The sequence below is a fragment of the Streptomyces sp. NPDC000878 genome, assembly GCF_053599695.1.
Map to the genome: position 1 here is coordinate 331,224 of NZ_JBSFMT010000002.1, position 12,012 is coordinate 343,235.

The 12,012-nt window shown below is 70.8% G+C and carries 10 protein-coding genes; 5 read left to right on the forward strand and 5 right to left on the reverse strand.

Annotated elements, in window-relative coordinates; genetic code table 11:
* Positions 1-4 precede the first annotated feature (4 nt).
* Both ACWDR4_RS03235 and ACWDR4_RS03240 read right to left on the reverse strand, forming a co-directional pair.
* Positions 5-607, reverse strand: coding sequence for a hypothetical protein (locus tag ACWDR4_RS03235; protein WP_450403181.1), 603 nt, complete (start codon positions 605-607; stop codon positions 5-7).
* A gap of 120 nt (positions 608-727) precedes the next feature.
* Complete coding sequence (locus tag ACWDR4_RS03240; protein ID WP_450403183.1) at positions 728-2,785, reverse strand: DHA2 family efflux MFS transporter permease subunit; 2,058 nt, start codon at positions 2,783-2,785, stop codon at positions 728-730.
* Positions 2,786-2,970: 185 nt separating this feature from the next.
* On the opposite strand from ACWDR4_RS03240, the gene ACWDR4_RS03245 reads away from it, so the two are divergent.
* Complete coding sequence (locus tag ACWDR4_RS03245; RefSeq protein ID WP_450403185.1) at positions 2,971-3,945, forward strand: peptidoglycan-binding domain-containing protein; 975 nt, start codon at positions 2,971-2,973, stop codon at positions 3,943-3,945.
* Positions 3,946-4,154: 209 nt separating this feature from the next.
* On the opposite strand, the gene ACWDR4_RS03250 is transcribed toward ACWDR4_RS03245, so the two are convergent.
* The 3 genes from ACWDR4_RS03250 to ACWDR4_RS03260 form a co-directional block, all read right to left on the reverse strand.
* Positions 4,155-4,814 (reverse strand): HAD family hydrolase, encoded by a 660-nt coding sequence (locus ACWDR4_RS03250; RefSeq protein ID WP_450403188.1) that lies wholly within the window; start codon positions 4,812-4,814, stop codon positions 4,155-4,157.
* A 185-nt stretch (positions 4,815-4,999) separates the two neighbouring features.
* Positions 5,000-5,581 (reverse strand): TMEM165/GDT1 family protein, encoded by a 582-nt coding sequence (locus ACWDR4_RS03255; protein ID WP_450403191.1) that lies wholly within the window; start codon positions 5,579-5,581, stop codon positions 5,000-5,002.
* Between the two features lie 314 nt (positions 5,582-5,895).
* A complete protein-coding gene (locus tag ACWDR4_RS03260) occupies positions 5,896-6,378 on the reverse strand; it encodes an nSTAND1 domain-containing NTPase (protein ID WP_450403193.1) in 483 nt (160 codons plus the stop codon).
* Positions 6,379-6,694: 316 nt separating this feature from the next.
* Here ACWDR4_RS03260 and ACWDR4_RS03265 point away from each other — a divergent pair, with 316 nt between their 5' ends.
* The 4 genes from ACWDR4_RS03265 to ACWDR4_RS03280 all read left to right on the forward strand — a co-directional run bounded on the left by ACWDR4_RS03265 (position 6,695) and on the right by ACWDR4_RS03280 (position 11,850).
* Positions 6,695-7,339 carry an HNH endonuclease family protein gene (locus ACWDR4_RS03265; protein ID WP_450403196.1) on the forward strand — a complete coding sequence of 215 codons (645 nt, stop codon included), beginning with the start codon at positions 6,695-6,697 and terminating at the stop codon, positions 7,337-7,339.
* A 126-nt stretch (positions 7,340-7,465) separates the two neighbouring features.
* Entirely contained in the window at positions 7,466-9,133 is a 1,668-nt protein-coding gene (locus ACWDR4_RS03270; protein ID WP_450403198.1) for an alkaline phosphatase D family protein, read from the forward strand.
* A 225-nt stretch (positions 9,134-9,358) separates the two neighbouring features.
* Entirely contained in the window at positions 9,359-11,317 is a 1,959-nt protein-coding gene (locus ACWDR4_RS03275; RefSeq protein WP_450403361.1) for an FAD/NAD(P)-binding protein, read from the forward strand.
* 92 nt (positions 11,318-11,409) lie between these two features.
* On the forward strand, positions 11,410-11,850 hold the full coding sequence (locus ACWDR4_RS03280) for a DoxX family protein (protein ID WP_450403201.1): 441 nt from the start codon (positions 11,410-11,412) through the stop codon (positions 11,848-11,850).
* Positions 11,851-12,012: the final 162 nt, after the last annotated feature.

Below are 12,012 nucleotides of genomic sequence, written 5' to 3' on the forward strand. Positions count from 1 at the left end.
TGGGTCAACTCCCCTTTAACTGAAGCTTGTTGAGTCGTGACTTCGACTTCGGCCGGTGGTGCTCACCCTGGCCGACCAGGTCGTCGAAGAAGGCGCGGGCCTCGATCATGGCCGTGCGCATCTCCTCCGTGTCGGGTTGCTTCTCGAGGGCGGCGCCGTGCACGCGCCGGTAGCCGTGCACATGCTGGGCGTGGTGCACGGAGAGCGCGTCGAGCTGCTCCTCGTACTGGCCGCCGTCGGGGAAGCCACGGGCGCCGGCCAGCTCGCCGAGGAGCAGGTCCGCGTCGGCGACCGCCTGCTGCGGCGACTCGACGAACTGTTCCTGGGCGGCCGTCCAGCGGGCCGCGAACCGTTCGCGCTCGGCGGGCTCCAGCGGACGTTCCCGCAGGTCGCCGTGGCGTTGGACGCGCTCGGCGAGTTCGTGGTCGGCTGCCTTGGTGTCCCCGTCGTGACGGGAGACGGCCCGCTCGTACTCGGGCCCGAAGCGCCGTTTCAGATCGCGTGGGCCGTGGGTACCGGCGGCCCGCCGGTTCAGGGTGACCGCGGCCACGGCGAGTGCCGCGACGACGACGATCACGATCAGAACGATGATCACTCCTGTGGACATGAATGCCTTCCGGATCTCCTCGACCGATTGCTCGTCGGACGGCTTCTCGTCAGACGACTTCTCGTCAGATTCCGGGTTGCCCAGAAGGCCCTCCCCAAACTGAACAGCCTCGACCGAGCGTCAACCGAGCCTGTCCGCCGAGCCGTTGTGCGGCTGTTCCGCGTCCGAACCGCACAGTTCCTCGTTCAGGAGCTTCACCAGCTGGACCAGGTCGGTGGGCCGGTCCGGACCCCACCAGTCGCCCAGCAGCTCGGCCAGGGACTCCTCGCGGGCGTGTGCCAGCCGTTCGGCGACCTCGCGGCCCTCGTCGGTGAGGACCATGTCGAGGCCCTCGCGTACGCCGAGCCGCCGTTCCTCGACCTGCCGGGCGGCCTCGATGATCACGGTCAGCGGTACGGAACTGCGCTCGGCCAGCACCGAGGGCTCCGCCCAGCCGTACCGCCGGATGCGCAGCAGCAGCCAGCTCGCCGCCGGGTACAGGTCGTAGCCGGCCCTGGCGGTGATGGTCCGGTAGATCTCGCGGCGCCCCTCCCGGGTGCCGAGCACGGACAGCGCACGGCACACCTCGTCGTACGACGACCGCTGGACGGGGTTGCTGGCGAGGGTCTCCGTGACGTCGGGGGCGGTCACCGAGCCGCGCAGCTTGTCCTCGCGCAGGAACCAGGCGAGGACGAAGCCGAGAACGGCGACCGGGGCGGCGTACAGGAAGACGTCGGTGATGGCGGACGCGTAGGCCTCAAGGGCCGCCGGGCGGAGCGCCGAGGGGAGGGCGGCGATGCCGCGCGGGTCGGCCTCCAGGGCGTCCACCGAGACCCCGGTGGGCAGTCGGTCGCCCCGGAAGGCGTCCGTGAGCTTGTCGCCGAGGCGGCTGGAGAAGACCGTACCGAAGACGGCCACACCGAAGGAGGCGCCGATGGAGCGGAAGAAGGTGGCGCCGGAGGTGGCGACGCCGAGATCCTCGTACGAGACGGCGTTCTGCACGATCAGCACCAGGACCTGCATGACGAGGCCGAGGCCCAGGCCGAAGACGAGGAAGTAGGCGCTCATCTCGCCGGTGGAGCTGTGCTCGTCGAGCCGGTGGAGCAGAAGGAGGCCGAGGGCCGTGACGCCGGTGCCCGCGATGGGGAACACCTTCCAGCGGCCCGTACGGCTGACGATCTGCCCGGAGACGGTGGAGGCGACGAGCAGCCCGAGCACCATCGGGAGCATGTGCACGCCGGACATGGTCGGGGAGACGCCCTGGACGACCTGGAGGAAGGTCGGCAGATAGGTCATCGCGCCGAACATGGCGAAGCCGACGATGAAGCTGATGACGGCGGTGAGGGTGAAGGTGCGCAGCCGGAACAGCTTGAGCGGGAGGACGGGTTCGGCGGCCCGGCGCTCGGCGAGAACGAAGCCGAAGGTGAGGACGACGCCGAGCACCGCGAGGCCGACGATCCGCGCCGAGCCCCACCCCCAGGAGGCGCCGAGGGACGTGACGAGGATCAGACAGGTGGCGACGGAAGCGATGAGAAGAGTACCGAGGTAGTCGATGACGTGCCGTTCGGACCGGCGCGGGATGCGCAGGACGGTCGCGATGACGGCGAGGGCGACGGCGCCGACGGGCAGGTTGACGTAGAACACCCAGCGCCAGCTGAGGTGTTCGGTGAAGAGCCCGCCGAGCAGCGGGCCCAGCACACTCGTCGCCCCGAACACGGCACCGAACAGCCCCTGGTAGCGCCCGCGTTCACGCGGCGGGACCAGATCCCCCACGATCGCCATCGACAGCACCATCAGCCCGCCACCGCCGAGCCCCTGAAGCGCCCGGAAACCGATGAGCTGGGGCATGTTCTGCGCCATACCGCACAGCGCCGAGCCGATCAGAAAGATCACGATCGCGGCCTGGAACAACCGCTTCCGGCCGTACTGGTCGCCGAGCTTGCCCCAGAGGGGGGTCGCGGCGGTGGACGCGAGCAGATAGGCGGTGACCACCCAGGACAGGTGGTCCATGCCGCCGAGGTCGCTGACGATGGTCGGCAGCGCGGTCGACACGATGGTCTGGTCGAGGGCGGCGAGCAGCATGCCGAGCAGCAGGGCGCCGATGGAGACGAGGACGTTCCCGGGCACGTGTTCGGGCCCGGAAGTCGTCGGCCTTTCACCCGCCACATCTCCCGTCCTACCGCGCGCTTCCCCGGCCATGAAGTCCTCCTGTGACTCTCGTAACACCCCCATCGTGGTCGGTGTGACCGGTTATGGCCTGTCGAATCCCCACGAGATTCGATGGAACCCCGGATTCCGGGGGCGTACGGGAGAAGGTGTGAAGAGGCTCTGGATAATCTCTGACGTTCGTACGGGGGTTCGTACGGGGAAGGAACAGACGCGCAGTGAACGATCCGAAGGGGCATGTGTGTCCGGAGTGCGGCGCGCCCCGGGGAGCCGACAACACGCCCTCCTGCGCCTGCGCCGAACGCGCGGCCGACGCCCACATAGAGAACCGCACGGCGGAGGCAGCGGCGGCAGAGGATTTCGACCCCCTGCGCATACGCCCGTACGTGGAACTGACCCCGGAACCTCCCGCATCACCACCCTCGCCCCCCGACCCGGCGACCGACGTGACGATGCCACTGCCGGCGGTGGTCCAGGATCCCGGCTGGGCGGAGGAGGCGGCCACGGCGGCGATACCGTCGGTACCGAGCCCTCCGGACGCGCACCCGTCCGGCTCGGCCGAGGACGAGGACGACGAGCAGGAGGAAGAGTCGGGCAACCGGCCCCGGGTCCTGCTCCTCGGCGCCGCCGGAGCGGTCGTCGTGATCCTGGCGGCGGGTGGACTGGCGGGCGGGATGTTCACGTACGACAAGCCGTCCCGGAACAACACGGCCGCCCAGGAGGTACGGGAGAGCGTGCCGGCCGCGACGACCAGCGCGGCGTCCCCGACCCCGTCCAGCAGCCCTACGGCATCGAAGTCGGCGCCCCCCTCCCCGACCCCAACTCTTAGCGAGACCCCGACCCCCACACCCACCCCGACGTCCGCCGCCCCGACCCCGACCAGGTCGGCCACCCCGAGCCAGGCCCCGACGACCGCCCAGGCCACCGGCACGATCACCCCGGCCCCCGGCGACGACGACAAGGAAACCGCCCCCGTCCTACGCCCCGGCGACACGGGCGACGAGGTCCTCGAACTCCAACTGCGACTCCGCCAGTTGGCGCTCTACGTGAACGACCTCGACGGCGTCTACGACGACAACGTCGAGAACGCGGTGACCGCCTTCCAGACGACCCGCAGCATCGACCCGGAGGAACAGGGCGTATACGACAGAACAACCCGAGAACGCCTGGAGTCGGAGACAACGGAGCCGTGAGGCGGCACGGGCGGCACGGGGCGCCAAAACGCCGGCGCCGTAGACGCGCCCGTCTTTAGGGGCGCGGGGAACTGCGCGACCAGCCCCCACCGCCCCGCGGACTCAACACCACCAGAGCCACAGACGAGCCCGCCTTTAGGGGCGCGAGGAACTGCGCGACAAGCCCCCACCGGACCCGCGGCCAAAAAACCGCCGACCCTGCGGAGCATTCAGCCGACGTACACCCGCAACTCCCCGCCAGCCACACCCTCAACCCGCACCCCCGTCAGATCCGCCACCACCACATCCGGCCGGTGATAGTGGGCCCGAGGCCCAACCCCCACCACCCGCATCCCCGCGGAGCGCCCCGCCAAGATCCCAGCCCCCGAATCCTCGAACACCAAACAGTCCGCAGGATCGACACCCAACTCAGCCGCCCCCTTCAGAAACCCCTCAGGATCCGGCTTGCTCGCACCGACGGACTCGGCGGTGACCCGGACATCCGGCAGCGCCAACCCCGCCGCAGCCATCCGCGCGGTCGACAGAGCGACGTCGGCGGAGGTCACCAGCGCATGCGGAAGCCCACGCAGGGACGCCAGGAACTCGACGGCACCCGGTATCGCGACGACCCCGTCCAGATCGGCGGTCTCCTCCGCGAGCATGCGCGCGTTGTCGGCGTAGTTCTGCTCGACGGGCCGGTCGGGCAGCAGTACGGCCATGGAGGCGTACCCCTGCCGTCCGTGCACCACCTTCATGACCTCGTCGCCGTCCAGCCCGTGCTGGTCGGCCCAGCGCCGCCAGATGCGTTCGACGACGACGTCCGAGTTGACGAGGGTGCCGTCCATGTCGAGGAGAAGGGCACGGGCGGTGAGCACGGTGGGGACCGTCATCGGCAGGCTCCAAGACACGGGCGCGGGTACGGACACGAATACGGGTACGGGACCAAGGCGGCCCCGCCCGCCGGTCAGGGAGAACGGGCGGGAGCCACTTTGTTCCTACACGGTACAAAAGAAACGGCGCCGCCCGCTACCGCCTTCGGCAACAGTTCACCAACCGGCCATCCACAAAGCGGCCCCTACCCAGCCACCGCCTCCCAAAGACTCCACACCCCGAGCGCCAGCATCAGCACGGCCGCCACCTTGGTGATCAGCTCCAGCGGCACCCGCTTCATCAGCGCCCGACCGCCCACGATCCCGAGCCCGGCGACCGCCCACAGCGCGAGCACCGCGCCGAGGCCGACGGAGAGCGGGTCGTCGTAACGGGCGGCGAGGTTGGCGGTCATGATCTGCGTGAGATCGCCGAACTCGGCGACGAGGATGAGCATGAAGCCGGCCCCGGACACCTTCCAGAAGGACTGGTCCTCGGGCCGCCGCACCTCTGCCTCGTCCTCCCCTTTCTTCATCAGCAGCACCGCGGCACCACCCAGGAAGAGCACGCCGGTCAGCGCGTGGAGCAGCTGCTGCGGCAGGAGCGTGAGCACGCTGCCCGCGGCGACGGCGAGCACGACATGCAGCGTGAACGCGGCGGCGACGCCGGCGAAGACGTACGAGGCGCGATAGCGGGTGCCGAGGACGAGCCCGGCGAGGGCGGTCTTGTCCGGCAGTTCGGCGAGGAAGACGACGCCGAACACCAGCGCCGTCACGGTGAAGCTGATCAAGGTTCCTCAATCGGTCGGGGCCGCCCCACCGAGAGTGTTACCGCTGAACGACACCTCGGCACGGCAGCACACAGTCAGTGCACTACTGGCCGAAGGTCTCGCTGGCGGGCCACACATGGCCTGCCTCCGGGCGCCGGCTCAGACGAGCTGAGCAGTATGTCGACGGTCCGGCGAAGAGCTACTCCCCTTCTGCGCCGTCCATCGTACGCGACGCGTCAGGTACAAGGATCGGCGTAGGGGATACCGGGGAGCGGCCAGTCGGCCGACCCCCGCACGGGCAGCGCGCCCCGGGCCAGCTCCGGCAGCAGGCCCGCTTACAGCAGCGAGGACTTCCCGGCGCCCGAGGGCGCGACCACGGCCACCGGGCCGCCGGTGCGCAGCCGTTCGTCCAGCCGGAGGAGGAGATCGGCGGTTGCGGTGTCCCGGCCGAAGAACCACGGGGACTGCTCGGGGCCGAAGGCGGAGAGCCCCGGGTACGGACAGTCGCCGAGGCGTGCGCCTGCGGTGGCCCGGCGGGGGAACTGCCAGTCCGTCTCCAGCGCGGACACCACCCCGGAGGTGACGCCTGAGGTGACGCCGGAATCGATGCCGGGAGCCGCCCCCGGAGCCGCCGCACCCTCCAGCGCCGCCAGCAACCGCATACGCGCCTGCCCGAACTCCGCGCCCACCGTGTCGGCCTCCGCCTCGGGCCGCACCCGGCGCCACAGGGCGACGAGCGCCCGTTTCGCCTGCCGCCAGGAGTCGGTGGCCATCGCCCCGACGAGTGCCGTTCCGACCGCCACCGCCAGCGGATCCATGTCAGCCCCCAGCGGATCCCGCGCGCCCCCGTGACCGCGGGTCCTGGATGTCACGGTAGCCCTGACGGCCGGTGCAGGTGTCCGAAACGACGCCACTTTCCGCACCATTCAGCCCTGTTACGGCACCAAAGGAATCAAAGGCGTCAACTACACCATTCACCCCGGCCGTTGCGCACCCTAGAGAATCAAGGCCCGACACCTTGCCTTGACATGCGCACGTCACTAACTTCTTACCCAACGCTCATTCCCCGGCAACACTGCGACGCGAACATTCACTCGCTCGCGTTCAACACCCCCACCCCCCGAGGGAGTTCGCATGCCGAAGTTCTACGCGCGTCGACGACTCAGTCTACTCGCCGCTCTCACCGGACTCATAGCATCGGTCGGACTTTTCAACGGTCCGACCGCCTCCGCCGCTCTCCCCACCCCGGTCAGCGCCGCCACCGCCCGCACCTACCTCGCCTCGCTCACCGTGGCGACCGAGGACCGCACCGGCTACGACCGCGACCTGTTCAACCACTGGATCACCATCTCCGGCACCTGCAACACCCGTGAGACGGTCCTGAAGCGGGACGGTACGAACGTCGTCACCAGCTCCGCCTGTGCCGCCACCAGCGGCTCCTGGTACTCCGTGTACGACGGCGCCACCTGGACCGCCGCCTCCGACCTCGACATCGACCACCTGGTCCCGCTGGCCGAGGCCTGGGACTCCGGCGCCGACTCCTGGAGCAGCGCCACCCGCCAGGCGTTCGCCAACGACCTCACCCGGCCCCAGCTCATCGCCGTCACGGACAACGTGAACCAGTCGAAGAGCGACCAGGACCCGGCCGAGTGGATGCCGTCGGTCACTTCCTACGCCTGCACGTACGTGCGCGCCTGGGTCCAGGTCAAGTACTACTACGACCTGTCGATCGACTCGGCCGAGAAGACCAAGCTCAGCTCGGTCCTCAGCGGCTGCTGATCAGCCACCGGCCACTCGCTGATCATCCCCCACTGATCAGCGACTGATCAACTGCACCATGCACGGAACCTCCCCACCCTCCCCCGTCGTCCGTACCGTACGGTGCGACGGAGGAGGGTGATCACGTTGGCGACACTGCGCCTGGGACCGCTGCTGAGGTACGCCGACGAGTCGTCCGCGACCGTCTGGGTCGAGGCGAGTCGTCCATGCACGGCCGAGGCGCGCTGCGCGGACGGCTCGGGCGGTGAGACACGCACCTTCCAGGTCGCAGGCCACCACTACGCGCTGATCGAGGTGACCGGCCTCGCACCGGGCACGACGACACCGTACGAGGTGTTCCTGGACGGCGTCCGCGTGTGGCCGCTGCCCGACGCGGCCTTCTCCCGGTTCCCGCCCTCCGTCATCCGCACCGCCGAGGACGGAGAGAGCGAGTCGGAGGGCGACGGGTTCCGGGTCGCCTTCGGCTCCTGCCGCTGGGCCGCGCCGCCCGCCGACGACAAGGACCCGGTCGGCGCCGACGCCCTGGACACCCTGGCCGCGCGCATCGCCGCCGACCCCACGGCCGAACGCCCGGACGTGCTCCTCCTGTTGGGTGACCAGGTGTACGCCGACGAGGTGTCCGACGCCACCCGCCGCTGGCTGGCCGCCCGCCGCGACCTGTCCGAACCGCCGGGCGCCGAGGTCGCGGACTACGAGGAGTACACCCACCTCTACTACGAGTCCTGGCTCGACCCCGAGGTCCGCTGGCTGCTGTCCACCGTCCCCACCTGCATGATCTTCGACGACCACGACGTCATCGACGACTGGAACACCAGCGCGGCCTGGCTGGCCGACATGCGGGAGACCCCGTGGTGGCGCGAGCGGCTGCTGAGCGGCCTGATGTCGTACTGGGTGCACCAGCACCTGGGCAACCTCTCCCCGGCCGAACTCGCCGACGACCCGCTGTACGCGGCCGTACGCGAGAGCCCCGACGGTACGGACGTCCTGCGCGCCTTCGCCGCCAAGGCCGACGCCGACGCCGCCTCGGTCCGCTGGAGCTACCGGCGCGACTTCGGCCGCGTCCGCCTGCTGATGGTGGACAGCAGGGCGGCCCGCGTCCTCGACGAGGACAGCCGCGCGATGCTGGACCCGGGCGAGGCGGAATGGGTGCGGGAACAGGCGCTGGACGCCCCCGGCTCGTACGACCACCTCCTCATCGGCACCTCGCTGCCCTGGCTGCTGCCGCACCTCGTGCACGACGCCGAGGCCTGGGACGCGGCCCTGTGCCGGGGTGAACGGGGCGCGCGCTGGGCCCGGTTCGGGGAGAAACTGCGCCGTGCGGCCGACCTCGAACACTGGGCGGCGTTCACCACCTCGTTCACCGACCTGGCCGCTCTGATCGCGGAGGCCGGCTCGGGACCCGGGGCCCCGGCGACGGTCCTGGTCCTGTCGGGAGACGTCCACCACGCCTACGCGGCCGAGCCCACCTGGCCCGAGGCCGACCGCCCAGACGCGCGCGTCCTCCAGCTGACCTGCTCCCCCGTCCACAACGCCATCCCCCGCCACATAAAGGTCGGCTTCCACCTGGGCTGGAGCGCTCTGGGCCGCGCCCTGGGCCGCCGCTTCGCCCGGCACGGCCGGGTCCCGCACCCACCGGTCACCTGGCGCCGGACGGGCGGCCCCTGGTTCGGCAACATGCTGATGACCCTGACCCTGCACGGCCGTTCGGCCCGGCTGCGGCTGGACCGGGTCCGGGAGCAGAAGGGCAGCGCCGCGCAGCTGGAGACGGTCACGGAGTCGCAGCTGAGCGGGTGAGGCTTCCAGCGAGCCTTCCAGTGAGGCTTCCCACACCGGCGGCGATCCCCGTCCCCGGTGCTCGGCTCTCCCGCCTCCCGGCGGCATGATGAGGCGGACCGTCCGCTTCCGGTGGACGGTCTGCTGCCATCGCGCCCCACACGCCCGGGAGTAACCACCTTGTCTCCAGCGCCCGTCGAGCCGCCGTCCAGGACCGCCCCGGAGGCCACGCCCCGGCCCCCCTCCGTGTCCGTCGCCCTGGTCGGTGCCGGACCGCGCGGCACCAGCGTGCTGGAACGTGTCTGCGCCTCCGCACCGGAACTCCTGGCACCCGGGACCCGGTTGACCGTCCACGTCGTCGACCCGGCACCGCCGGGCGCGGGCCGGGTCTGGCGCACCTCGCAGTCGCCCCGGCTGCTGATGAACACCGTGGCCTGCCAGGTGACCCTCTTCACCGACGACAGCGTGGACTGCTCGGGCCCGGTCCGGCCCGGCCCGAGCCTGTACGAGTGGGCGCGCGAAGAGGGCGGCGAGGAAGGCGAGTTGGGGCCGGACGACTACCCGACCCGCGCCCACTACGGGCGTTACCTGGAGTGGGTGTTCGCGAAGACCGTGCGCGAGGCGCCGCCCGCCGTACACGTCGAGACCCACGCGACCCGCGCGATCCGCCTCGACGACGCCCCCGACGGCAGTCAGACCCTCACCCTCACCAACGGCCGCACCCTGTCCGCCCTTTCGGCCGTCGTCCTCGCCCAGGGCCACCTCCCCCTCGTCCCGGACGAGGAACAACAGCACCTCACCGCGTACGCCGCCCGGCACGGCCTCTGCCACATCCCGCCCGCCAACCCGGCCGACGTCGACCTCTCCCCGCTCGCCCCCGGCGAACCGGTCCTGCTGCGCGGCCTGGGCCTCAACTTCTTCGACCACCTCACCCTCCTGACGACAGGCCGAGGCGGCCGTTTCGTCCACGACCCCGAGGGCGGACTGCGCTACGTGCCCTCCGGCCGCGAACCACGCCTCTACGCCGGTTCGCGGCGCGGCATCCCGTACCAGGCACGCGGCGACAACGCGAAGGGCCCGTACGGCAGGCACACCCCGCTCGTCCTCACCTCCGAGGCGATAGCCGGCTTCCGCAAACGCGCCGACTCCGGCGAGGCACCCGACTTCCGCACCGAGATATGGCCGCTGGTGGCGAAGGAGGTCGAGACGGTCCACTACGAAACCCTGCTGCGTACACGGCAGTCGACCGCCCACTCGCTCGGATCACTCGGCTCGCTCGACGACTTCCGGGACCGCTTCCTCGCCGCCCCGCACGGCACCCCCCAAGAGACGGCCGTACTCGACGAGTTCGGCGTACCGGAGGTCGAACGCTGGTCCTGGGAGCGGATTTCGCGGCCGTACGCCGGACAGGTCTTCCCCGATGCCGCCGCCTGGCGGAGCTGGCTGCTGACCCATCTGCGCGAGGACGCCGCCCAGGCCGCGCTGGGCAATGTCGACGGGCCCGTGAAGGCCGCCCAGGACGTACTGCGCGACCTGCGCAACGAGTTGCGGCTGATCGTCGACCACGGTGGACTGCCGGGCGGCTCGCGCCGGGACCACCTGGACCGCTGGTACACCCCGCTCAACGCCTTCCTGTCCATCGGGCCGCCCCGGCGGCGCGTCGAGGAGCTGGCGGCGCTGGTGACGGCGGGCGTGGTGGAGGTGCTCGGGCCCCGGCTGGACGTACGGGCCGAGGACGGGGCCTGGGTGGCGCACTCCCGGGACGTGCCGGGCTCGGCCGTACGCGTGACCGCGCTCATAGAGGCACGGCTGCCGGAGCCCGACCTGCGCCGCACGGCCGACCCCCTCCTCGCCGGGCTCCTGCGGACGGGCCGGGCGAGGACCCACGTCACGGACGGCTACGAGACCGGCGGACTGGACGTGTCACCGCGCCCGTATCTCCTGATGGACCGTCAAGGTCGGCCACAGGAGCGGAGGTTGGCGTTCGGGGTGCCCACGGAGGGCGTGCACTGGGTGACCGCGGCAGGGGCCCGCCCCGGCGTAGATTCGGTCACATTTTCGGACGCGGACGCGGTGGCCCGGGCGGTGCTGCGCATGCCCCCACTCGCGGTCCCACGTGCGGCGATCGACGAACCGGAAGGGCGCACGGAGGCCTGTCCGGAGGCAGAGCAGCGGCTGAATGTTGAACTTGCAAGCATTGATTAGACCCCCCTACGGTGGACTACCCGCTCGGTTCATCCCCCAGGAACGCTCCGTCCCCGGACGGAGCGATTCAGACCGAAGGAGACATCCCCCACATGTCCGTTCGTCTCAACAAAGCCCAGCCCTACGCCATCGGCCTCTTCCGGATCGTGGTCGGCCTGCTCTACGCCTGCCACGGCGCCCGTTCGCTCTTCGGCGTCCTCGGCGGTGAGCAGACCGTCGCGGTCGGCACCTGGCCCGGCTGGTACGCGGCCGTGATCGAACTGGTCGGCGGCAGCCTGATCGTGCTGGGCCTCGGCACCCGCGGCGCGGCGTTCATCGCCTCGGGCGCGATGGCGTACGCGTACTTCAACGTGCACCAGCCCAACGCCCTCATGCCGATCCAGAACCAGGGCGAACTGGCCGCCGCCTTCTGCTGGGCGTTCTTCCTGCTGGTCTTCACCGGCTCCGGCGCCTTCGGCGTGGACCGGCTCTTCACCAGGCGCTCGTCGGACGCGACAAGGACGTCCCGGGACCAGACGCCGATAGCGGCCTGACCCATCTGACCCGACCCGACACACCGGTGCCCGCCCCCGCGTTCAGGGGACGGGCACCGGCGCGCGTCGGAGTGAACATGGTGTGGCGAACACATGAGCCCCCGGTGGATCTGCTGTCGGACCCCAGGCGTACGCTGTATGGCTGTCACACGCCGCCCGCCG

What these genes read in the sequence shown, in the direction of transcription:
- ACWDR4_RS03250 (WP_450403188.1), bottom strand. Translation starts at nt 4,814, where the DNA reads ATGACGGTCCCCACCGTGCTCACCGCCCGTGCCCTTCTCCTCGACATG.
- ACWDR4_RS03235 (WP_450403181.1), bottom strand. Translation starts at nt 607, where the DNA reads ATGTCCACAGGAGTGATCATCGTTCTGATCGTGATCGTCGTCGTCGCG.
- ACWDR4_RS03260 (WP_450403193.1), bottom strand. Translation starts at nt 6,378, where the DNA reads ATGGATCCGCTGGCGGTGGCGGTCGGAACGGCACTCGTCGGGGCGATG.
- ACWDR4_RS03240 (WP_450403183.1), bottom strand. Translation starts at nt 2,785, where the DNA reads ATGGCCGGGGAAGCGCGCGGTAGGACGGGAGATGTGGCGGGTGAAAGG.
- ACWDR4_RS03265 (WP_450403196.1), top strand. Translation starts at nt 6,695, where the DNA reads ATGCCGAAGTTCTACGCGCGTCGACGACTCAGTCTACTCGCCGCTCTC.
- ACWDR4_RS03280 (WP_450403201.1), top strand. Translation starts at nt 11,410, where the DNA reads ATGTCCGTTCGTCTCAACAAAGCCCAGCCCTACGCCATCGGCCTCTTC.